Source organism: 'Nostoc azollae' 0708 (genome assembly GCF_000196515.1).
Lineage (GTDB): Bacteria > Cyanobacteriota > Cyanobacteriia > Cyanobacteriales > Nostocaceae > Trichormus_B > Trichormus_B azollae.
In genome coordinates, this window is sequence record NC_014248.1 from 3,983,888 (window position 1) to 4,006,370 (window position 22,483).

At 37.2% G+C, this 22,483-nt stretch carries 17 protein-coding genes and 7 pseudogenes; 13 read left to right on the forward strand and 11 right to left on the reverse strand.

The window, feature by feature from the left end:
- Positions 1-14 precede the first annotated feature (14 nt).
- The 5 genes from AAZO_RS18605 (at position 15) to AAZO_RS18625 (ending at position 5,265) form a co-directional block, all read left to right on the forward strand.
- The gene (locus AAZO_RS18605) at positions 15-1,019 is read left to right on the forward strand and encodes an NAD-dependent epimerase/dehydratase family protein (RefSeq protein WP_013192436.1); all 1,005 of its coding nucleotides are present in this window, start codon (positions 15-17) and stop codon (positions 1,017-1,019) included.
- A gap of 35 nt (positions 1,020-1,054) precedes the next feature.
- Positions 1,055-2,059: a glycosyltransferase family 2 protein gene (locus AAZO_RS18610; protein ID WP_013192437.1), complete on the forward strand. Its 1,005-nt coding sequence runs from the start codon at positions 1,055-1,057 to the stop codon at positions 2,057-2,059.
- A 1-nt stretch (position 2,060) separates the two neighbouring features.
- A complete protein-coding gene (locus tag AAZO_RS18615; RefSeq protein ID WP_013192438.1) occupies positions 2,061-2,528 on the forward strand; it encodes a DUF2141 domain-containing protein in 468 nt (155 codons plus the stop codon).
- A gap of 104 nt (positions 2,529-2,632) precedes the next feature.
- A complete protein-coding gene (locus tag AAZO_RS18620; RefSeq protein WP_013192439.1) occupies positions 2,633-3,892 on the forward strand; it encodes a glycosyltransferase family 2 protein in 1,260 nt (419 codons plus the stop codon).
- 107 nt (positions 3,893-3,999) lie between these two features.
- Positions 4,000-5,265: a glycosyltransferase gene (locus AAZO_RS18625; RefSeq protein ID WP_013192440.1), complete on the forward strand. Its 1,266-nt coding sequence runs from the start codon at positions 4,000-4,002 to the stop codon at positions 5,263-5,265.
- 852 nt (positions 5,266-6,117) lie between these two features.
- On the opposite strand, the pseudogene AAZO_RS31285 reads toward AAZO_RS18625, so the two are convergent.
- Positions 6,118-6,503: pseudogene (locus AAZO_RS31285) on the reverse strand (DUF4277 domain-containing protein); the annotation flags it as partial.
- 718 nt (positions 6,504-7,221) lie between these two features.
- Between AAZO_RS31285 and AAZO_RS18630 the strand changes: the two are divergent.
- A pseudogene (locus AAZO_RS18630) lies at positions 7,222-7,482 on the forward strand (response regulator); the annotation flags it as partial.
- Positions 7,483-7,520: 38 nt separating this feature from the next.
- Here AAZO_RS18630 and AAZO_RS18635 read toward each other — a convergent pair.
- The 3 genes from AAZO_RS18635 to AAZO_RS18645 all read right to left on the reverse strand — a co-directional run bounded on the left by AAZO_RS18635 (position 7,521) and on the right by AAZO_RS18645 (position 10,751).
- On the reverse strand, positions 7,521-8,381 hold the full coding sequence (locus tag AAZO_RS18635; RefSeq protein ID WP_228371282.1) for an ABC transporter permease: 861 nt from the start codon (positions 8,379-8,381) through the stop codon (positions 7,521-7,523).
- 130 nt (positions 8,382-8,511) lie between these two features.
- Positions 8,512-9,594 carry a polyamine ABC transporter substrate-binding protein gene (locus tag AAZO_RS18640; RefSeq protein ID WP_041643424.1) on the reverse strand — a complete coding sequence of 361 codons (1,083 nt, stop codon included), beginning with the start codon at positions 9,592-9,594 and terminating at the stop codon, positions 8,512-8,514.
- 8 nt (positions 9,595-9,602) lie between these two features.
- Positions 9,603-10,751, reverse strand: coding sequence for an ABC transporter ATP-binding protein (locus AAZO_RS18645; RefSeq protein WP_013192443.1), 1,149 nt, complete (start codon positions 10,749-10,751; stop codon positions 9,603-9,605).
- A gap of 203 nt (positions 10,752-10,954) precedes the next feature.
- Here AAZO_RS18645 and mrdA point away from each other — a divergent pair, with 203 nt between their 5' ends.
- Positions 10,955-12,757, forward strand: a complete 1,803-nt coding sequence (gene mrdA / locus AAZO_RS18650) for a penicillin-binding protein 2 (protein WP_013192444.1) — start codon at positions 10,955-10,957, stop codon at positions 12,755-12,757.
- Between the two features lie 85 nt (positions 12,758-12,842).
- Here mrdA and AAZO_RS18655 read toward each other — a convergent pair whose 3' ends face one another.
- Positions 12,843-13,637 carry a M15 family metallopeptidase gene (locus AAZO_RS18655; RefSeq protein ID WP_013192445.1) on the reverse strand — a complete coding sequence of 265 codons (795 nt, stop codon included), beginning with the start codon at positions 13,635-13,637 and terminating at the stop codon, positions 12,843-12,845.
- Positions 13,638-13,823: 186 nt separating this feature from the next.
- Here AAZO_RS18655 and AAZO_RS18660 point away from each other — a divergent pair.
- A pseudogene (locus AAZO_RS18660) lies at positions 13,824-14,824 on the forward strand (AEC family transporter).
- A gap of 205 nt (positions 14,825-15,029) precedes the next feature.
- Complete coding sequence (locus AAZO_RS18665; RefSeq protein WP_013192447.1) at positions 15,030-15,248, forward strand: hypothetical protein; 219 nt, start codon at positions 15,030-15,032, stop codon at positions 15,246-15,248.
- A 14-nt stretch (positions 15,249-15,262) separates the two neighbouring features.
- Here AAZO_RS18665 and AAZO_RS32910 read toward each other — a convergent pair.
- A pseudogene (locus AAZO_RS32910) lies at positions 15,263-16,286 on the reverse strand (IS630 family transposase).
- 302 nt (positions 16,287-16,588) lie between these two features.
- On the opposite strand from AAZO_RS32910, the gene AAZO_RS41625 reads away from it, so the two are divergent.
- The gene (locus AAZO_RS41625; protein WP_266886109.1) at positions 16,589-16,711 is read left to right on the forward strand and encodes a hypothetical protein; all 123 of its coding nucleotides are present in this window, start codon (positions 16,589-16,591) and stop codon (positions 16,709-16,711) included.
- Positions 16,712-17,158: 447 nt separating this feature from the next.
- Here the strand turns inward: AAZO_RS41625 and AAZO_RS31290 are convergent.
- The 3 genes and pseudogenes from AAZO_RS31290 to AAZO_RS18695 form a co-directional block, all read right to left on the reverse strand.
- Positions 17,159-17,967: pseudogene (locus AAZO_RS31290) on the reverse strand (IS5 family transposase).
- 89 nt (positions 17,968-18,056) lie between these two features.
- A pseudogene (locus tag AAZO_RS18690) lies at positions 18,057-18,377 on the reverse strand (ISLre2-like element ISCst1 family transposase); the annotation flags it as partial.
- Positions 18,378-18,510: 133 nt separating this feature from the next.
- Positions 18,511-18,702: a hypothetical protein gene (locus AAZO_RS18695; RefSeq protein ID WP_013192450.1), complete on the reverse strand. Its 192-nt coding sequence runs from the start codon at positions 18,700-18,702 to the stop codon at positions 18,511-18,513.
- A gap of 441 nt (positions 18,703-19,143) precedes the next feature.
- On the opposite strand from AAZO_RS18695, the gene AAZO_RS18700 reads away from it, so the two are divergent.
- Complete coding sequence (locus tag AAZO_RS18700) at positions 19,144-19,566, forward strand: hypothetical protein (RefSeq protein ID WP_041641418.1); 423 nt, start codon at positions 19,144-19,146, stop codon at positions 19,564-19,566.
- On the forward strand, positions 19,556-19,735 hold the full coding sequence (locus AAZO_RS18705; protein ID WP_041641420.1) for a hypothetical protein: 180 nt from the start codon (positions 19,556-19,558) through the stop codon (positions 19,733-19,735). Before AAZO_RS18700 ends, AAZO_RS18705 begins: the two co-directional genes overlap by 11 nt.
- A gap of 39 nt (positions 19,736-19,774) precedes the next feature.
- Here the strand turns inward: AAZO_RS18705 and AAZO_RS18710 are convergent, their stop codons facing one another.
- The gene (locus AAZO_RS18710) at positions 19,775-20,293 is read right to left on the reverse strand and encodes a phosphoribosyltransferase (RefSeq protein ID WP_013192451.1); all 519 of its coding nucleotides are present in this window, start codon (positions 20,291-20,293) and stop codon (positions 19,775-19,777) included.
- Between the two features lie 73 nt (positions 20,294-20,366).
- Between AAZO_RS18710 and AAZO_RS18715 the strand changes: the two are divergent.
- Positions 20,367-21,810 (forward strand): annotated as a pseudogene (locus AAZO_RS18715) (MFS transporter).
- Positions 21,811-22,032: 222 nt separating this feature from the next.
- Here the strand turns inward: AAZO_RS18715 and AAZO_RS18720 are convergent.
- Positions 22,033-22,437 (reverse strand): hypothetical protein, encoded by a 405-nt coding sequence (locus tag AAZO_RS18720; RefSeq protein WP_013192452.1) that lies wholly within the window; start codon positions 22,435-22,437, stop codon positions 22,033-22,035.
- Between the last annotated feature and the right edge of the window lie 46 nt (positions 22,438-22,483).

A 22,483-nucleotide genomic window follows, 5' to 3' on the forward strand; every position in this document is an offset into this window, starting at 1 on the left:
TACTCATCAATACTATGAACTTGAACAACAAAACTATTATGATCACCGGAATTGACGGATTTATTGGCTTACGTGCAGCTGAATTAGCTATAGCTCAAGGCATGAAAGTCAAGGGAATACAAAGTTCTTCAGTTCAGGATCAAACTCTAGAAAATTTAGGAGTTGAAATAATCGTTGGCAGCATCACTGACGAAAAAATTGCTCAACGAGCTTGTCAGGGAGTAGACATTATTCTACATACTTGTCAATTAGCAGAAGAAGCTGGAGAAATTAAGCCTTTTCGAGAAATAAATGTTGGTGGTACTCTCAATATAGCCAAAGCCGCAAAGCAAGCTGGTGTGAAAACATTTCTACATCTTTCCACTGTCCTTGTTTATGGCTTTAACTATGCCAATCAAATTACAGAAACGGGAACAGTTGCAAGCGATAATAATCCCTACTGTCAAACAAAAATTGAAGCCGAAATAGAAGTTGTAAAACTGAATTCACCACCAGATTTTGGCGTGATTATCATTCGTGCTGGAGATGTTTATGGACCAGGAAGTATCCCTTGGATAGTGAGACCAGTTCTCATGATGCGACAAAAATTATTTGCCTATGCAAATGATGGTAAAGGTGTGATGAATCATTTATATGTAGATAACTTGATTGATGCCATCTTTTTAGCAATAGAAAAAGAAGCTTACGGCGAAATTTTTAATGTCACAGATGGTGAAGAAACTTCTTGGAAAGATTATTTTATTCACCTGGCAGCAATGGAAGCTTTACCCGCACCTATGTCTCTGCCTAAAGAGGAAATGAAATTATTTTTACGGGTAAGAAATCAAGGACAAAAATTATTTCGCAAAAAAGCTGATATTCTGCCTGAATCCGTCGATTTTATGAGTCGTCCATATCCTTATTCCATTGCTAAAGCTACGAACATATTAAACTATAAGCCCAAAGTTAATTTGGAAGAGGGGATGAAACGTACACATCAATGGTTGCAAAAAACTGATGTTCAAAAATTGATGAAGTAACACAAGCATTAGTATAAGTTATTGAGGAATGATGTATGTATAAATTTCAGCCGAAATTAAGTATTGGGCTACCTGTATACAATGGTGAGAAATTTCTCCAAGAGTCTTTAGACTCTCTGTTAAATCAGACTTTTACCGATTTTGAGCTAATTATCTCAGATAACGCTTCTACAGATAATACTGAAGAGATTTGTAGAAATTACGCTGCACAAGATCAACGTATTTATTACTATCGTCATGATACTAATATTGGTTGTGCGCATAATTTTAATCGCGTATTAGAATTGTCTAAAAGCGAATACTTTAAATGGGCAGCTTATGACGATTTACACGCTCCTGATTTTATCAGTAAATGTATGCAGGTACTTGAGATAAATCCTGATTATATCTTGTGTCATTCTCATACATCTTTTATTGATGAACAGGGTACGCCTCTGCAAGATTACAACATTAATCTAAATACTAATTCAGCGAAATTACAGGTTAGATTTAATGAATTATTAACTAAACATTTGTGCTATCAAATGTATGGTATAATTCGCAAATCTGCTTTGAAAAAAATACCTCCTATGGGTGGTTACGGTAATGCAGATGGGATTCTCTTATTAAGACTGGGTATGGTTGGACAGTTTTATGAAATCCCTGAATACTTATTTTTTGCAAGGAGTCATCCTCAACAATCTTTGAGTATGTTCTTTCCAAATTACTTGTCATTTACCAACAATAATTCTCGATACTCATTAGATAAGCTACCAAATTTTTATGATTATTCAGTGTGGTTTGACTCGTCTAATAAGGGGAAAATATTATTTCCTCATTGGCGAATTCTCAAGGAATATCTACTTTCAATCAGTCAGAGTTCACTGAATCTAAATGAGCAATTACTGTGTTATTTTAACCTTGGCAAAAAGCTATCTGGAAATGAATCTTTATTAATTAAAGATTTGTGGATGGCTGCAAAGATATTACTTTCACAGAAATTGGCAACAACCAAAGCAGCAAAAGCGCAAGTTTCATCCCATTACTCTGGCATCAATTAATATGTTGAAAACATCTCGCCTCTCTTATTTATTGCTGGCAACTTTATTAAGTTTCAGTTGTGCTAATACTGTTCATGCAGAACCAACTACAAAACTAACTGTAGTAGTGAATGGTATCCGTAACAAAACAGGTGAAATTTGCTTCAGAGTTTACGATTCTGAAAAAGGATTTCCTATGAGGAATTCTAGTGAAATTAAAAGTGGCTGTACTAAAATTACTGGCAATTCTGTGAAGAAAGTATTTTGGGGAGTACAACCTGGTACTTATGCTGTTGCCGTAGTTGATGACCAAAATGGTGATAAGAAACTCAATAAGGACTTTTTTGGTATTCCTCAAGAAGGTTTTGGAATTTCCGGAAACCCCATTATTTCCATCCAAACTGGTACACCAAAATTCCAAAAAGCCAGTTTTAAAATGACCAAAGATACCACTATCAATATCACCATTAAATATTCTCTTGATCCATAGAGAATAGGTGAGAGTAAGAAGGGAATAGGGAATACCTATTGATTAATGTTTCCCTATCTCCCTAATCCCCAGTCCCTAATCCCCAGTCCCCAACCCGTAATTCTATGGAAGATTTGACTACCTTTCTGTCTAAGTCTTTGATAGGTTGGTTGGTAATTCAAGTATGTTTGACGCTGGTATTTTTCTGGTATCTGCGTTCATACAAACAACCCTTATCATCAGATGAACAGTTACCTAAAACGGCAGTAATTCTTTGTTTACGAGGTGCTGATCCATATTTACCTAATTGTGTACGATCCCTCTTAAAACAAAACTACCCCCAGTATGATCTAAAGCTGATCATAGATAGTCCAGAAGATCCAGCTTTTAAAATTGTCAAAGAGGCAATCACCGAAATTGGTGCAACTAATTTTCAAATTAGCACCTTAAGAACAGTACGCCATAATTGTAGTCTTAAATGCAGTTCTTTGGTGCAAGCTGTCTCAGATTTAGATGATTCTTACCAAGTAGTTGCATTAGTAGATGCAGATACTATAGTTCATCCCAATTGGTTAAGAGAATTAGTTAGTCCTCTCACCGATGACAAAGTGGGACTAACAACAGGAAACCGTTGGTATGTACCCACAGGTAAATATTGGGGTTCTTTAGTACGCTATGCTGGCAACGTCTCAAGTGTTGTGCAAATGTTCCTATTTCAAGTTCCTTGGGGTGGCAGTTTAGCAATTAAAAAAGAACTGCTAAACCAAACAGAATTACTTAAAAAATGGGGAGAAGCTTTTGGTGATGATATGCTCATGCATAAAATTATCAAAAAACATGGACTACGAATTAAATTCGTCCCTTCCTTGTTAATGGTTAACCGAGAAGAAAGCGACTTAACCAATTTATTCGCATCTGTCAAACGCTTAATACTTTGCTCACGACTTTATCACCCCAATTGGTTAGCTTTAGTCAGTGATGCTGTTTCAAGTATTCTATTTCCCACCGTGACTATCATATTAGCTTTAGAATTGTTGTTAGCAACAGAATGGAATGGGTCAGTTTCCCTATTTAAATCCTATAGCATCTACACCATCGGATTACTCTTGTTGATGCTAGTAATGGAACTAGGAGTACAAGAGGTAATTCGCTCTCAAGGTCAAGTGACTCCTCAAGTTTCACTAACCACAATCATAAAAATGTTAATTGCCATTCCTCTAACACAGTGGGTTTATGGATTGGCAATCCTATCTTCTCTTTGGATGTCAAAGGTTACATGGCGCGGACTTACTTATAAAGTCCAAGGACCCTGGAATGTTCACTTAGTTGAATATCATCCTTATCAATGGTTAGATCAACCAATCGATGGTAAACTTTCTCTGTAACTTCATATTGGTATTTTGTTAATCTGCAGATACAAACACCAACATTTTCATGAAAGAGTAGCTGCGTAAATCCTAACCCAGCCATTTCATGAAATAGTTACTTCCCAATGAAAAAACAACCTCTTCGCATCGCCTTATTTACAGGATTGTTTCCTCCATTCTTAACAGGAGTTTCAGTCGCAGTACATCAGCGAGTACGTTGGTTACTTGAACAAGGACATCAAGTTTTTCTCATCCACCCAGAAATAAACAATCAGTATCCTAAAATAGTTAGTAATCGTCCCATGCCGGGACTAGAAGAACTACAATCTTTCCCTGGATTTTCATCTTACGCCTTTCCTACACAACCACTAATCTTCTACAAATCGCTACCTCAACCACTCAACTATCGCCATTGGAGCGATACTAAATTACTAGAGAAATTTCAGCCTGATATTATCATTGTTGAAGAAGCAGCACAGATGAGGGGGTTATACTCAATTTTCTTGCAAGGCTATGGTCGGCCGATAGGAGTTGAATACGCTAAACGTACCAAAACCCCAATTATCTCCGTGTTTCATACTGATATCGTGGCTTATATCCGATATTATTTAGGAGATGTATTCTTCAGTTTACTACGCCCAATCGTTCCTCTTTTAGTGAAGCAGTTTAGTAATGCGTATAGTCTCAATTTATTTCCATCTAGAGAACAACTATCTAAATACCAAAAGCTCAAATGTAAACGGGTTGAATACGTTCCTTATCAAGGAATTAATTGTGAAAAATTTCACCCCCGGAACATCTGTTATGACCCAAGACCTAATGATCAACGCCCAACTATTCTCTTCGTTGGACGCATCACAGCAGAGAAAAATGTCACTCAACTTTTAGATGCATTTCCATTCATTGCTGCTAAAATTCCCGATGTCCACTTAGTTATTATTGGCAGCGGACCTTTAGATCAAGAAATTCGTCGCCGCGCTCAAGCTTTCCCATTTGGAGTAACAATTTGGGGTGAATCTCACGGTACCGAACTTTTGGGATGGTTCGCTAGAGCCGATGTTTTTGTTAACCCTTCAGTCACGGAAAACTTCTGCACTACAAATAACGAAGCTTTAGCTTCTGGAACTCCTGTAGTTGCAGCTATCGCTCCTTCAACTCCTGAACAAGTGATCATTGGTTATAATGGCTTTCTTGCTCAACCCAACAACCCCAAAGATTTTGCTGAGAAAATAATTAAAATTCTCGAAAATTCTGACCTCAAAGCACAATTATCTAAGCAATCTCGTCCTTCAATATTAGAATTTGATTGGTCAGTATGTAGCGAAAAATTTGAAGATAAGCTCTACCAATTAGTTGGAATACCCAAAATAGTTGAGTTATCTAATAATTAGTCATCATCCACAGGTCGATAAAAACAGCCAATTTGGCTACCTATCTTTGATAATGTCTGGTAGAGTATTGAAGTAATTGACCTGTGAGCTTTTAGGTTGCAGGTTTGAGATATTAATAAACTTTACCAAAATTTTATCAGTAGAGAAATGACCTACTCCAACTGATAACTATTGGTAATTTCCTCAACTGTGCCTAAAAATCTTTAGACCTCATAGGTCATCACTTATGAGGTCTTTCATTAGAGTGAGGAGGTATTCAGGAGTCAGAATGTTTGAGAAATTGGTTAATTATCAAATAGAGGAATCCTATATGAGTTGCGTAATTTCTGACAGTTTAAAAAACTTGCTGACATAAATCCTTTAATTATGTCTGAGTTTTCAGTCTTGTCAGCGATACACAAACATCAAATAGATCCCACGGTCTGCACTTCAAGAAGTAGCATCAACAAACTACATTTACAGGGAATTCAGAACTATAGTTTTTAAAAATCCAGTAGCCATGACAATATAAATTGTACACGTTAAAGTTCCAGCTTTCTTATTGTGTAAAAAAAGCTAGTTAGACAACAATGTTGAATTTGAATTTTTCATTCACTTATGAAAATACAAGACTATGCAATAGTGAATTAGAGATTTGAAAACTAAGAAAATAAATAATACTTTTGATAAGCTGTAGCTAGAAATTGGAAAATTTGATAACGCTCCTCTGTCAAGTTCAGAATCCTATGAACTCGTTGTGTAATCAGAAAATAAATCCCTTGAAAACATACGCCAGTTGCTGCCTCTTTCAGAGGACCTTCTCTAACAAGTCGGGGCACTAGCCCAACGCACTGGCTCTGAAATGTCCAATAATTCTTGTCTTAAATTATTTAGGCAATTATTATACTCTCCATGGAAATGCAATGAGGTTGAACCTAAATGGGAATATTTGGTTGCTACTCCATATTCTTTTACTACTTCTAAGGCAATTATTAGGAAGAATTCAGTTAATCCATATTTGTATAGCTTATCCATTACTCTGCCTATTTTATCATCATTTAAATCTTCCCCTTCAATTCTCGCTCCTAATAAATGTTCTATGGCTTTTTCCTCAAGAAGTTGAGGAAATAAATATAATGGTCTCCATAGAAAACCTATTCCATAATGATTGCTTTGACTATTTCTCCTGTATTCACTTTCTCTCTACTATCTATTCAGAATATATTATTGATTTTTTCTACGATTCCTATCTCATATATTACTCCTAAGTGATCCCATTTCTTACTCTCAAACTCTTATTTTTAGTAATTCATATTTTTGGGTATTTTTATTTAATTCAGGCTCATTTATATTCATCTTCTCATCTTGTATCCTGAATTTATTATCAATACTTACGAGTTCCAAGTTGTTGGCATTTTTTATTGTGTTGTCTATTTTTTTACTATTTCAACTATGTGGTTACTACGGGGCTATTTATAATCAGCTTATACATGTATCCGTGCTACGAAATGAAGTGCGGAATCTGGGATATCAGTCCAATATTTGTCGGTTAAAGAATAAACGGGAAGATAAAAATTTTTACTCTTGACCCAAACAAACTGACAAATTTCAGATTATTACCCCATTGGTATTCATAGGAATTATAGAGTAGTTGCAATTCATTTTGCATTGCTATATATTCATAATTAAAATAATTAACTTATTAGACTTAATTCCTGGAGTTATGTCCTAATAATTACACTTATAGACTTGATTTTTTAGTTTCTGTCAGCGAAAATACAAATAAGTCTAACATCTTGTAGGCTCTCTTGGTGACAACTTAACCTTATCCAATGTCCATAGTCCGCATCTGCGGACTTTTTTTATATATTCAAAATTGGCGTTGCTGAATCAGAGTATGCAATGCCGAAGTTACCTTTCTTTTTCTTTCTTTAGGTCTTTGCTTGAGACAAATTCATACTTAAAATCAGCAAACCTCTCGAACAATTACAGTTAGATCCTGAATTTGAAGTGATCATTTATGATTTAGAAATGCCACGGATGAATGGATTTAAATTGTTAAGCCATATCCGTCAAAATCCGGCTTTAGCTAAAAAACCTCTAGTAATTCTCACTTGTCGTAGTTCTGAAAAATATCGTCAGTTAGCTCAAGAATTGGGTGCAACAGCTTATTTGACTAAACCTTATTTAGAGCATGGATTTCTGGCTACTGTTGAGAGTTTAGCTAACTGTAACTAAAATTAGGCTTTACTGGTTATAATTATTGCATATAATTCCTATTTGTTAGGTGTAGCTTCACCAAATTTAATGACGAGTGCGATCGCAATACTCACCACCAAAATTAACGTCATACTCAATGCTGAACCAAAACCCCAATTTTGAGTAGCACCCAGAAACTGATTATAAATTAACCGTGCTGCTGTCATGCTAGAAGCACCACCAAGTAATTCTGGGTCAATAAAATCCCCCAAAGCAGTAATAAATACCAACAAAGAACCAGCCGCAATACCTGGAAAAACTTGCGGTACTGTCACCCTCCAAAAAGTCTGCACTGGATTTGCACCCAAATCAGCAGCAGCTTCTAATAACTGTTGATCTAGTTTTTCCAAAGAAGCATATAAAACTAAAACCATATAGGGTAATAAACTGTAACTCATACCAATTAATACCGCTGGATTACGGTTCAATAATTCCAAAGCAGGTAAACCTAAACTGGTAAGTAAACTATTCAATAATCCTGTAGGACGTAGGATAGTAATCCAAGCATAGGAACGTAATAAAGAAGAAGTCCATAATGGTAGAACAAACCCTAATAACAGCAAATTACGCCAGCGTTTTGGTGCCATTTGACCAATCCAATAAGCAACTGGAAAACCCAGAATTAAACAAATAATTGTTGTGTTGATTGCAAACAATAGAGAATTGAATATTACTTGTAAATAAAGTGGTTGGAGGATACGTATATAGTTTTGAATACCATCAGGATTAACAATATCTCCTGGAGCAATATCCTTAACTAAACTTAATTCAGAAATTATTAATGTTGGTAGCAACAATAATAGTAATAACCAAATCCCAGATGGTGCAAGTAACGCTAAAGGCTTTATGAATTCGCTATTATAGTGATTTAATTTCACTTTTTTGGCAATATTACAAGGGGATTCTGTTGGGGAATTAGGACTTTGAATAGACACGACTCAGTACCAATTTTAGGTTTTAAGGGTGTAAGGGTGTAGGGGAGGAAAAACCTCCTGAAGTTTTTCTGCTTCATGCTAGCAATTGAGTCCAATATCGCTCATAAACCTCTTCAAATTTGCCTATAGGAGTGACTCGTTCACACTTATCTAAAATTCCCTGTGGAGGAAAGAGGTTAGTATTATTTTGAATCTGATTTGGCAATTGTTCAAAACCAGCACGATTGGGAGTAGCAATATTTAGTCTTTTGCTGATTGCAGCTGCTACATCTGGTTTTAGCAGCAAGTTAATCCAACTATATGCTCCAGGGAGATTATTGGCTGTTTTGGGAATGACAATAGTATCTGTCCAGAGTGAAGAACCACTGCGAGGAATCACATATTTAAGTTTGGCGTTTTCTTTGGATATTTTGATTCCATCGGCAGAGTAACACATGGCTAATAATAAATCTCCTGCCAGAATTTGGTTTTGCCAAGCATCGGTATCAAAAGCTGCGAGCGCAGGTTTCAATGACAACAATTTTTCATAGGCTTGTTTAATTTCCATTTCATTTTGTGAATTGTAAGAATAACCGAGCATTTTTAATGTTGCACCCATCACCTCCCGCACATCATTAAGCAAGGTCATGCGCTTATAAAGTTTATCTTGGTTTCGCCAAAGATACTCCCAATCTTCTGGTGGAGTTGTCAGCTTTTCTGAGTTGTAAAGTAACCCGGTTGTTCCCCAATTAAAGGGAATACTATAATGGTTATTAGGGTCATAACGTGGGTTGTGAAATTGGGGAAATAAATTTTCTAACCCTATTAAGCGTTGATGATTGATTTCTATTAATAAATTTTTCTCTACCATCTTCTCTACCATATAGTCAGATGGATAGATAATGCTGTAAGTAGCTATACCTCCAGCTTGCAATTTAGCCAGCATCATATCATTGGAATCATAAGTATCTGCTAACACTTTTATCCCAGTTTGGGTGGTGAAAGTAGATAATAATTCTGGATCAGTATATTGACTCCATGTGTATATAGATAGGCTGTCACTTTCACCAGAGTTAGTATAATTTGTACTCACATTAGCTAATCTCCAGCCACAACTGCTTAAAGACAGGCTAGAAAGTGCTACCATTCTTTTTAGGAATAGTCTTCTGTTAGTCATTTGAGTCATTATGGATTTTTTACCCTTGATACTTGACTAATAGCTAAACAGTCAGTTTCTGCCCACCAAAGATAGATGGGTGTGTGACAATCTGGTAAGCTGCCAAAGGTGTTGGGTTGTAAAACATTAACATTTATGCCATTGGCTAATTCCACAACATAACTAACATGAGTACCTAAATACATGATATTAACTAACCTGCCTTCAAAGCAGTTGCTTAGTAGATTTGGTTGATAAAGAGAAATCTGAATTTTTTCTGGACGCACACTTAATACTACTGCTTCCAATAATCCAATAGGTGTATCTTCTGTACGACCAGCAACAATAGACAGTCCTGTTTTGGTCAACACTTTGACACACTCGGACTCAACTGTGGTAATTTCCCCACTGAATAAATTAGTATCACCAATAAAATCAGCGACAAAAGGAGTTTGAGGATGTTCGTAAATTTCGCTGGGAATACCGATTTGTTCAATTTTGCCTTGATTCATGACTGCTATGCGATCAGATAAAGATAATGCTTCCTCCTGATCGTGTGTCACCATCACAAATGTTAATCCTAACTCCTTGTGGAGATTGCATAGTTCAACCTGCATTTCCTTACGCAGTTTTAAATCTAATGCTCCCAAGGGTTCATCTAGGAGTAAGACAGCGGGACGATTAACTAAAGCCCTAGCTAAAGCCACTCGTTGTTGTTGACCACCAGACAGTTGAGAAGGTAAGCGCGATCGCAAACTTTCCATTTTCACGAGTTTTAAAGCTTCTGTCACCCGGCTATCAACTTCGGATTTGGAGATTTTTTTTAACCGCAGTCCAAAAGCAATGTTATCCCACACATTCAAGTGATTAAACAGAGCATAGCTTTGAAAAACTGTATTTATAGGTCTTCGGTAAGGAGGCACATTAGTCATCGACTGGCCTTGAATCAGCAACTTACCTGCGTCAACCCTTTCAAATCCAGCAATTAGGCGGAGTATAGTTGTCTTACCACAACCTGAAGGGCCTAAAATACTAAAGAACTCTCCCTGTCTCACATCCAAGTCCAGGCCATGTACTGCTGGTTCTTGGTTGAAGAACTTGAATACATTACGCAGTTCAACATCAAGCGGCTGAAAATTATTTACACCCCTCTGATTCTGCATCACAGTTTGAGCCATAGTCTTCAGTAGAATGCCATAATATGACGAAACTTGGTTAATCAATGTAGGCTATTAACTTAGACTACAAGTAACACTGTGATTTATTGTAGCTGGCGACAACACTCTTATTAAAAATATACTTGCTATTATTTTGTTCTTAAGAGCGGGTGACAGATGTAAAGCATTGATAATATTAATTTCAAGCATCTTTAGTTATTATTATGGCTATATTCCCATCACTACCTAGTAATCAAAAAAATACCCGTTCCGTTGGGCGTGGTTTCCAGTCAGTATTTTTAATACTACTTACTTTATTAATGACATCGGGAATAGGCGCTCGTTTAGCTTATTTACAAATTGTTCATGGTTCAAAACTTCGTCAACGGGCAGAGTCTAACCGGGTTCGGATGATTCCCAAACAACCGGAAAGAGGCAATATTTTTGACCGTAATGGCAAACTGTTAGCAACTACTCGCTATCCCCATTCTGTGTATTTGTGGCCAATGGCACATACTAAGCCCTCATGGCCAGTTGTGGGCAAGCGTCTGTCCCAAATTCTGGATATTTCTGAAGAGGAGATGGAAGGTAAATTAGAACAAGCAGGGGCTAACTCGGCTTCTCTAATTCGCATCGCCCGTAATGTGACTGAAGCGCAAATTACAGCGTTAAAAGAATATGCAACAGAACTTACAGATGTAGAAATAAATACGGAAGCTGTGCGTTATTACCCCCAAGGTAGAGAATTGGCGCATATACTCGGCTACACCCGTGAACTAACAGCAGAACAGTTAAAAAAGAGGAAGCCTGAAGGCTATCGTCTCGGTGACGTGATTGGACAAATGGGAGTAGAAAAAGCCTATGAGAAAACACTCCGGGGTCAATGGGGTGGTCAGCAAGTAGAAGTGGATGGTGCTGGTAGACCTCTGCGGGTTTTGGGAGAAAAACAAGCCAAAGCTGGTAATGATTTGCACCTCTCTATAGATATAGAGATGCAGAAGACAGCAGAAAAAGCTTTGGGTAATCGGAATGGGGCAATTGTAGCACTCAACCCTAACAATGGTGAAGTTTTAGCAATGGTTTCCCATCCTACCTTTGACCCCAATATTTTTTCTAAACAAAAACTCTCTCAAAAAGACTGGAAAACCGTCCAAGGTGAGGAGCATCCTTTGGTTAATCGTGCGTTAAGTGCTTTCCCACCTGCTAGTACCTTTAAAATTGTCACTACAACAGCGGGAATAGAATCGGGTAAGTTTTCTCCTAACACGGTGCTACAAACCTATGGTTCTTTAACCATTGGTGGAACAAGATTTGGTGAATGGAACCATGCGGGATTTGGTCCATTAGGTTTTGTCGGGGCTATGCAGTGGAGTAGTGATACTTTCTTTTATCAAATTGGTAAAGGAGTAGGGGGTCATAAATTGATTGAATGGACTCGTAAATATGGCTTTGGTGAACAAACTGGCTTTGAGTTCTCCACAGAAGAAGCCAAAGGGTTAGTTCCTGATGAAAACTGGAAACGCAAAGTTTGGAAAATACCTTGGACTGTAGGTGACTCTATTAATATGTCTATTGGTCAAGGTGCTTTACAAACGACACCTCTGCAAGTGGCTGTGATGTTCGCTGTCCCCGCTAATGGTGGTTATCGAGTGCAGCCACATTTACTTAAGGACAATGGGGACGCAAAAAGGTGGCGCAAATCTTTAAATATGAAGCCAGAAACTGTCAAAATCCTCCGTGAAGGATTGCGGAAAGTAGTATCTGAAGGTACAGGTAAAGCTTTGAATAAACCAACTATTCCCCCAACAGCCGGGAAGAGTGGGACAGCGGAAGCTTGGAAGGGCAGATCCAAACAAAATCATGCTTGGTTTGGGGCTTATGCACCTGCGGATAAACCAGAAATTGTAATTGTGGCTTTTGCTGAACATTCCGGTGGTGGTGGTGGTAGTGTGGCTGCACCAATGATTTTAGAAATCATGGAGGAATATTTCGCACACAAGCATCCAGGGAAGTATCAGAAAAATTGACTGGGGACTGAGGACTGGGAGATGGGGCTGGCAACGGAAGAAGAACCTAATTGCTAATGCCCAATGTCCAATGCCCAATGCCCAATCATTTAGCTGGTTTGAGATTTCTAGGTTTGTAGAATGTTTCTAAGCTGTTGCGATCGCCTACAAAACGCCAGTGCCAAGGTTCATAACTCACACCTTGAACATTATCTTTGGGAAAAGACATCTCAAAACTAAACCGTGCAGCATTAGCTTGTAGCCACTGATAGGCTTTGGTATCCTCAAAATTAGCTTGTAGGTTAGTTGCTGGTACTGCTCCATCTCCTATATCCACAGCATAGCCTGTATGATGTTCACTATGACCAGGAGGGGCGCTGAGGGCGGCTCTTTGGGCAGGGGTTTGATTACGTTGAGCGCCCACATTAAAAAATAACTGTTCTTGTTCTTTCACTGAACGAAAGCCAGAAATTGGCGCTAAAATTATACCTGTACTTCTAGCCGCTTGTGCCATTTGCTGAAACCTTTCGGCTGCTGCTTGTCGCATTTTGATCCGTCCATCAAATGTAATTGCTAACAGTTCTGATTCTGGTGCTTCGGGATATGCTAAATGTCCCAAAACCGTATCATTATTAGTAGCTGGGGTATTAGTGGCTATTGGTATAGAACTAACTGGTGTTGGTTGAGAATCAGCATTTTCTTTAGGTCCTGTAATAAAAAATAAAAAACCACTAGTTATAGCCAGCAGAACAAATCCTACTACTCCCCCAATTACCAAAACTAGGGGTTGCACGCGCAGTCTAGACCGGGTATCAGGAGTATCGCGTATAGCAGCTGGAATATCATCACCAGGATCTGATGATGAGTTTTGCGGTTTTTCTGGAAACCCAGCCTTTTTCAAGTGTCCACTCCTGGTTGTGTACAATTTTAGATTTTAGATTTTAGATTTTAGTTTATGAAAAACTAATTCAATTAGTTTTTCAGTTTTCATCGGTTAGAATCATTTTCTTTGATGATATTCAAAATTCTCAATTGGAAAGAATTAACGTAACAGGTATCATTTTATATCTCTAGTTGAGGTAAAATTTTGAGAAACCTCTTAGAACTATATATCAATTTGCTAGGATTAGTGCTAGTAGGAGTTATGCTGGAAGGTAAATTACCTGCCAGCATAACTCCTACTCATTTGGGTCAGTTTCTGTTTTGGGTAGGAGTACCGATAAGTATTGTCGCTTTTTTGCGGCAATACTTATCAGAACAGATTTGGATTGCACCAGCGATCGCTGACTTAGCCATTTTACTAGGAGCACTTTTAGCCTGGTTAGTGATCAAAGGTCAAGCCTATTTAAAAAATTCCCAACCCCAACCATCAACCCAAGGTAGTTTAATTCTAGCGTCAATGCTTGGTAAAACAGGTTATCTAGGCTTTCCCATCACCTTAGCAATGGTCGGGAAAGAATATTTTGCCTGGGCATTATTTTACGATTTATTGGGGTCAGTTTTCGGAGCTTATGGCTTGGGTGTATTACTCGCAACTCGTTTTGGCAACACAATCCAAAATCATGGATAGATGGCTAAGGCTATATTAATCAATCCTGCCCTCTCGAGTTTTGGATTTGGGTTATTATTCCGTCAAGTTGCAATCCCCAATATGGTGGAAATTGTCCTAGAGAAATTAGCTTGGTGTGCTATAGCTTTATCTTTAATTTTAATTGGCATGAGACTTTCACGGCTGAATTCTTGGTACCAACTCAAACCAGCGGGAATCAGTTTATTCATCAAAATGCTATTAGTCCCCCTAATTCTAGGCAGCACTCTATCGCTTTTTGGTGTCACTGGTGAACGGGAATCAGTTTATTCATCAAAATGCTATTAGTCCCCCTAATTCTAGGCAGCACTCTATCGCTTTTTGGTGTCACTGGTGAAGCAGCACAGGTAATAGTCTTACAAATGGCCATGCCTCCAGCTTTTGCCACACTGGTAATAGCCGAAACCTTTGATTTAGATCGTGATTTGGCAGTAACAGCTTTAGCAATGGGGTCTATGGTATTGTTAGTGACTCTCCCGCTTTGGTTGTGGCTGTTTTGAAGATAAGTATCCGGGCTGTACCCTATTCTGGGATGATGTATTAAAACAATTCCAATACTAGCGATGGCTTCATGTCTAAGCTGAATACAAAAGCCCAAAAGACTCAAATTATTGAAGTTCTGACACGGGATTATTTTCCAATGATTTCTCAACTTCAGACTGAACTTCAGAAAAATCGGACACTAGAACAACATAAAAAAATCGTTTGAGTCGTTCTTTAGCTGCATTTCCGATCGCTCATCTTGCTAGTATTACTCCCCCTCAAGCTGCTCACTCGATTATCAATGGAGGGGATGATAATGGTATTGATACAGTTTATTGTGATCGGGTTAATAACCTGCTTTGGTTAGTACAGGCTAAGGCGGGGAATGTTCCCAATATGAAAGAGAATAAAGCATTTAGTGATGTAATTCGGGATTTATAGGAATAGTATTTGATTTATGAAAATGCTCCGTACATCTGGAGAGACGGAAAATCAAAGGTAGTGTTTTTAATGAACCACTCAAAGATCCACTTAAGATGAGAAAATGTTGGGATTAAAGCACAAAAACGTCGCAGCCAAGTTTTCCCTTGCAACCAAACATCTTCTATGGGGTTTTGAGAGGGACAGTTAGGAGCAAAGCGGACGCAATAAATTTTCCATTGCTCTAAAGGTAAACCTTGGTTAATAGATGCTAAAAAATTTTGAATTTCTTTTGAACGATGATAACTAGCTCCATCCCAAAAAATAAGTAATTGTTGGTTAGGTGACTCTTCTAGTAAATAGCTGAGATAATCAATAGTATTTTTTGAGTTAGCTGTATCATAGCTTCTCAACAATAAATTTTTACCTAAATAGTCAACTGCTCCATAATAAGTTTATTTATCTCGTTCGTTACTAATACTAATTGGAATGCTTATTTCTTGGTCAGTTCTACCCGAAACATATCCAATGCTATCTCCCCAAAGTAAATGACACTCATCTAATAGCAAAACTCTCAATAGCGCAGCTTCTATATCTTCTCGGCGGCTCGCCAAAAATGATGAAATCTCTTTTTTTTGCGGCAACTGCTTCTTCATTAGCTTTTGGATTTGCTGAAGATGTTTTCTTCCAACTAATTCCTGCCGCATCAAACAAGTCGTAATAACTACCTTTTGATTCATAAAGTACATCATGTTCAAAAGCCAATTTATACTCAAGTTCGCCAAGCTCCCAACATTCCTTCGTTTGTAACCAAGCCAGTACTTCTTCTCTTTGTTGAGTATTCAAGTAGCTTTTTCTCCCTTTGTGTTTCAGGCGCATTCCTAAAATTCCATCTTTCTCATAGGCTTGTTTCCATGTTGTTATTGAACTAACTGAAACATCTAAAATTGTTTGAATTTCCTCATACTTCTAGCTTTGATAAACCAGCTTCACTGCCAATGCTTTTCTTACTTCCCTTGCATCTGGACGCTCATCTATAAATTCTTGTAGTTCTGCAATTTTAGATTGTAGCTCCTGGTTGCTGATTGTTAGCTATTAGATAAAAAACTTTCTCAGTATTATCTCTTAGTCCTTTTCAAAAATCAAATATGATTTCTATAGTAGATAGAAAGTTTCAACAGTTTAATGCCAGTTTTTCTCGCTTGTAAGAAGATGTTGAGGATGCTTTAGACAAAAATGAAGTAACAATACTTGGCTGTAATCTATATTTAGATGGAAGCCTGGGCTCTCATCTAGTTAATGATCTCAATCAATTAAAAGATGAAGTAAATAAAGTTGATCCGCGCTTTGAATGGGAGGATTTGAATATTGAAAAGATTTATGGTTGGTTGACAGCAAAACAAGAAAATGCACCTATGAGCGTATCCCTTCGGGACACTACCCAAAATCTCAGTCACGAACAATTATCTAAACTTGCTGATTAAGTAGGAGAAAAGCGTACCTTACTTGTTTGATATAGTGCCTTTCGTAGGAAAGCCGATATATTTCCAAATGTGACAATCAGAAAATTCCTCAACAAATACTTTCACGCTGTGAATGGGGACACGACGATTACAGCCTCAATATAGAAAATCTGCCTAAAGCACCTCCAAAAACTCAGCAAACATCACTACAAAAATCACTAGAACACCCTTTACAACAATCACTATTTGACATGGATAACCTATAATCAATCAACTGATTAATATCAGCGATAAAAACTCGAAATTGAAGGAGTAACTACACCAGCAAATATTGAAGCTATTGTTGCTAAAACAACTAATTTATTAATTCAGCAAACCATTGATATTCCTAAATAAAATAAGCAGGTATTGATTAGCATAGAAAATTCTGGTAAATAGGAGTTCTAGGTCTAAAATATTAGAGATGATTTATAAAGTAAATGTTGAGGAGACAAGAGGAAGTAGCATAATTCTAGTCATAAGAGCATATATAGCCCCTTCGCTCATTTGTGTTAAGCGCTCATAATCCTTGCTTAGACGATGATATTGGTTAAACCACCCAAATGTTCTTTCTACTACCCAGGGTTGTGGTAAAACTTTAAATTCTTGCTCAGTAGGTCCTATGACTTCAACATGAGCTTGAATCAGGAACCAAACTGCAAGTGCAAATTTATCACCGTCATAACCGGAATCAACTCATAAAACTTGGACTTTTTCCAATAATTCTGTGGGTTTCTCTAGCAGTTCCATTAGTGTATAGGCAGCAAGTATTAGTTCTGACACATTCGCTTGACTAACAACAAGTTTCAACATAAGTCCCAGGCTATCAACTAAAGTATGCCCCTGTCTTCCTTTTACCTTTTTACATCCGTCAAAACCATACACATCCCCTTTTTTTGGTCAGTGTTGACCGACTGACTGTCTGCGGCGAGCGCGGTAGGTTGTGTTGATTTACCTAATTTCGAGCGAACTTGACCACCCAATGTATGGTTGAATTTTTCCCAAACCCCCTGGCCCTGCCATTTACTGTAATAGCTATATACCGTTGACCTTGGCGGGAAGTCACCTGGAAGCATATTCCATTGACATCCAGTTTTCAAATGAAAATAGATGGCATTACATATTTCACCCATATCTGTTGTGGGTGGATGCCCTCCTTCTTTGGCTGGTGGAATCAATGGGGCCAGGATTTCCCAGTCCATATCAGTTAAGTCTGTGGGGTAAGACTTTCGTTCCATCAGTAGCTATGTAAATACACTACATTTTATGTATCCTATCCTTCCAACATTCCTTTTCTACTCCCCTTTACATTTACTTTATCAGCCTCTTAGACAGTTTGAAGATGGATAAAAGAGGTAAAAATGGAATTACAGAAATTATTATGGCAACTTCCAGCTATCCATTGACAAGGAAGATGTAACATAATTGCCGCATTTTGTTTTAACCGAAATTTACTGTTTCCTTTCATTCTTAAATTGACAACTTGGCGGATTGAACTTTCCATAGCTCCACTAGCAATAGGTAATTTACGGGCTAAAACTTTAGCATAATTCAGACGTTCTTCCCCATAGGTATGTAACAGATAATTTCTTTGTTCAAGCAGAGTTTTAGAATGCTCTCCGAGTGGTGAAGCAATAAATTCATCCATATTAAGGCAGCTTCTCTAATAGACCTCTTACAAAATTTTTCCTGTGGTATGATAGAGAGTTTTAGATTTTATGTGTTTTTGGTGTTCTTTGGGCTCGTTAATTCAAACATAACCCTGTAACTCTAACTTTTGGCTAAAACAAAGACAACCGCCTATTTGAACATAAAATTAATTCTGCAAGAGGTCTAATATTTTCTTCATGCGCCTTAGAAGTTTGTCCATTCCATTGGGGAATGTTATTACTTTCTAAAAGTTTTGTAACTGGCTCTTGAAAATCTTTCAACCATTCGCTTAAATCAAGACTGGAATATATATTCTTTGTCATTAACGGTAGGCGTTCCCTATTTTTTCTTTGGAAATCCTACCTTGTTTTCGAACACAATACCAGTCTGTATCAACTTCTCTCATCTGATAAATTTATTTAAGTAATTTACTTAATATATATGTATACGATATTTTAATCGTACGGTAAATGATTTTTATCGATGCCTGTTTTCGGTTTAGCGAGCGCACACTTACTTTTTACCCCACCTCACAAAATCACGTTGCGCCCTTTTCTTACATACTTGTCGGAAGAAGATACACAGAAAGTTTTATATTAAGTAGGTGTCCGGAAAAATTTATAACTATGTCATGGCGGATGCAGCAAAGGGGAACCAAGCAATAGCAAGGGTTTCAAGTAATTTATATTTTCTTACATAGTTATGTTTATTTGTGTCTACCTACTTATTATTAAAGCGAGATTGCTAGTTTTGTCCATAACCAGATGGAAAAACATTTCTGGGAATATCAAGTTGAGTATGAAGTCAAAATCAGCAAAGGTTTTACAACCCTAAAAGAGAGTGCTTATACTACAAATGCGAATGATTCTTTAGATTATAGAATCTCGCCTCAAGATAAAAGTAATATGTCTAAATATCTGTTTACAGGTTTTTCTAAATGCCTTTATACAGAACAAAAATTCCAATCCGAAGCGGAGAGGGTATTATCTATAATTTTGGAACGAGATGCAATAAAATGGTTTAAACCAGCAAGGGGACAATTTCAGAGTTATTACAAATGGGATGGAGATTACTTAGAATATCAACCGGATTTTGTGGCAGAAACAGAAGAAATTATCTATATGCTTGAACGTAAAAATCGAGATGAAATAGATCATCCTCAAGTGCTTGCTAAAAGTGCTTGCTAAGAAAGATGTAGCGGTTCAATGGTGTAAATATGCTTCTGAATATATGCTAAAACACAATGGTAAGCCTTGGGTTTATGTGTTTATAGCTGATCATGCGATCACTCAAAATATGACACTTAAAGGACTAGGTGCGCGCTTTATCACAAAGTGGCAAGTGACAGAGGAATAGGAGAGAATTATCAATCCGCAATCCCCAATCAACGATTTTTCAACACCTTTGACTTATACTTGTCTCCAAATCACCAGGATTCATAAGTTCAAACTTTTCAAAGGGTTGATGAATCCAGGGGTTACTAGCTAGATACTCAGTATAGTAATCTGGGGTAATAACTGAACAGGCTTTATACCAAATTACAGCAGTACGGATTTCCTCAATGGGAAACTCACTATGTTCTTTTAGCCAAGGAACTGTTTGCTGTAGAGTTATCCCAGAATCCACTAAATCATCTACCAGGAGAATCCGGTAACCTAACTTGTCGGTAGTCATCGTTAAGTGAGTGGAAATTACTAAACTGCCCCTTTCTTGTTTACCCACACCACTGTAAGATGATGTAGCTAAAATTGCCAGAGGTTGATTATATATCCGGGAAAGAATATCTCCTACTCTTAGTCCCCCTCTAGCAAGACAGACAATTTGATTGAACTCCCAACCTGATTCATAAATCTTGACAGCCAATTGTTCAATTTTATGGTGATAATCTGACCAAGAAACGTGAAGGTGTGACATAAAACTCAGGGAAGTATTTTTTAGTTAGCACTGAAAGCAAATACCAACTATTTTAATATGAGTGTAAGTAATTATGAACGATTCCAATAGTGAAAAATTAGCCTGTGAAAAGTTAGATTTTAAAACTAAACTTGCTTATGGCGCTGGAGATTTAGGTCCAGCTATTACTTCTAATATTGCCATATTTTTTGTGCTGGTCTTCTTTACCAATGTACCAGGTATTGCTGCTGGTTTAGCTGGCAGTATTTTAATGATTGGTAAAATTTGGGATGCTGTTAATGATCCATTTGTAGGATTATTGACCGACAAAACTAAATCTCGTCGCTGGGGTCGTCGTTTACCTTGGTTGTTATATGGTGCTATTCCTTTCTTTTGGGATTTTCTTCTTCTTCCAATGGATTGGACCACAATTTAACCCCCAGCAAAGTAGTAACATTTGGCCATTGTTTTGGTATTACGTTGCTATTGGGGTCATGTCTCAAGTGTTTTTTACAGTGGTCAATTTGCCTTATACGGCAATGATACCGGAACTATCTCAAGATTACGATGAACGAACTAGTTTAAATAGCTTTTGCTTTACTTTTTCCATTGGTGGCAGTATTTTATCGCTGATTTTAGCGCAAATGATTTTTTCTCAGATTACTAATCCTTAACAACAGTATCTAGTATTAGCAGCAATTTGTACTGTGATTTCGGTTTTATCCTTATATTGGTGCGTTTATGGAACACGCGCTCGCATCCTGGCTTTTGAAGCGAAAGGCATTAAATTGGCAGAACCTCCAGAAATTCCCTTCCTTGAACAGATAAAAATTGCCTTCAGCAATCGACCTTTTCTATTTGTTATCGCTATCTATCTTTTCTCATGGTTAGGTGTGCAAATTACAGCTAGTACTATTATTCCCTATTTTGTGATTTATTGTATGGGGATGAAAAACTCAGAAGTTCCCACAGTCTTAATAGCAGTTCAAACAACAGCCTTATTAATGTTATTTGTGTGGAGTAATCTAAGTAAAAAATTTGGTAAAAAACTTGTTTATTTTTTGGGAATGAGTTTATGGATAATTGCCGCTGCTGGACTATTTTTTCTAAAATCTAATCAAGTTGGATTAATGTATTTGATGGCTGTAATGGCAGGTTGTGGAGTTTCTACAGCTTATTTAATTTCTTGATCAATGATTCCCGATGTAATTGAATTAGATGAATTGCAAACAGGACAAAGAAGAGAAGGAGTTTTTTATGGTCTAATGGTCCTCTTGCAAAAATTTGGTTTATCTTTTGGCTTATTTTTAGTAGGTAATGCTTTACAAGCATCTGGTTTTAAGGAAGCTGTAGTTGGATGAAATACCCTACCTATACAACTAGATTCAGGATTATTAGTTATTAGAATTGCCGTTGGAGTGATGCCGATAATTTGTTTAGCAATTGGCTTGATTTCGACTTTTTTCTATCCTATTAACCGTGAGATGCACGCAGAAATAATATTGAAGTTGCAAGAAAGACAGGAAATTGGAGGATAAAGAATTTTTTATATGCAACAGTGTGCAGAAATAATATTATTCTCCCTGTTATATTCACAGTATATTTCTAAAGACTTTCATCCTGATTAGGTGTTAAATATGAATTGGTAGCTTGATATTTACATCTACAATTTCCTGATTAACCCAAAGTTATACTTGATTTTCTTGAAGAATATCTGCTCCTAATTCCTGGTAAGTAGCGATATTTTTTTGATAAGATTTTTAAATCTGCTGATAGTTATGTTGTTCTACTTTTAGAGGCAGTACAACAATTGCAATTGGAAGATTAGTTTCGCTACTCTTTACATCTGAAATCCGCCAAAGAAGTGCATCCTGTAATCTATCGGGTACATCAACTTCAAAAGATATACCATCTGCTGCATAGTAAGGTCTACCATTAGTAACAACCACATCGAATTTATTATTTTCTAGCTTACTAGGAATTTCATAATCACTTTTCATTAAGTCTTGAGCTTGTTCTCCAAATGTCTGCTTTAAAACTTCCCGTGTTTTAGACTTGATAATTTTTGCAGCAGCTTGACGGTCACGGATCTTAAACCCAGGAGTGGATTCAGATACTAGTTCACTCAAATATTTATTAGCAATATCTTCTACTAATGCATCCATAGTATCAAGTAAACTGCGAGGTTCTGTGAATTGAATACTATTTATC

Excerpts from the sequence above, each read along its gene's own strand:
- AAZO_RS18605 (WP_013192436.1), top strand. The coding sequence starts at position 15 with ATGAACTTGAACAACAAAACTATTATGATCACCGGAATTGACGGATTT.
- AAZO_RS18610 (WP_013192437.1), top strand. The coding sequence starts at position 1,055 with ATGTATAAATTTCAGCCGAAATTAAGTATTGGGCTACCTGTATACAAT.
- AAZO_RS18615 (WP_013192438.1), top strand. The coding sequence starts at position 2,061 with ATGTTGAAAACATCTCGCCTCTCTTATTTATTGCTGGCAACTTTATTA.
- AAZO_RS18620 (WP_013192439.1), top strand. The coding sequence starts at position 2,633 with ATGGAAGATTTGACTACCTTTCTGTCTAAGTCTTTGATAGGTTGGTTG.
- AAZO_RS18625 (WP_013192440.1), top strand. The coding sequence starts at position 4,000 with ATGAAAAAACAACCTCTTCGCATCGCCTTATTTACAGGATTGTTTCCT.
- AAZO_RS18640 (WP_041643424.1), bottom strand. The coding sequence starts at position 9,594 with ATGACTAACAGAAGACTATTCCTAAAAAGAATGGTAGCACTTTCTAGC.
- AAZO_RS18645 (WP_013192443.1), bottom strand. The coding sequence starts at position 10,751 with ATGGCTCAAACTGTGATGCAGAATCAGAGGGGTGTAAATAATTTTCAG.
- mrdA (WP_013192444.1), top strand. The coding sequence starts at position 10,955 with ATGGCTATATTCCCATCACTACCTAGTAATCAAAAAAATACCCGTTCC.
- AAZO_RS18695 (WP_013192450.1), bottom strand. The coding sequence starts at position 18,702 with ATGACAAAGAATATATATTCCAGTCTTGATTTAAGCGAATGGTTGAAA.
- AAZO_RS18700 (WP_041641418.1), top strand. The coding sequence starts at position 19,144 with ATGGAAAAACATTTCTGGGAATATCAAGTTGAGTATGAAGTCAAAATC.
- AAZO_RS18710 (WP_013192451.1), bottom strand. The coding sequence starts at position 20,293 with ATGTCACACCTTCACGTTTCTTGGTCAGATTATCACCATAAAATTGAA.
- AAZO_RS18720 (WP_013192452.1), bottom strand. The coding sequence starts at position 22,437 with ATGGATGCATTAGTAGAAGATATTGCTAATAAATATTTGAGTGAACTA.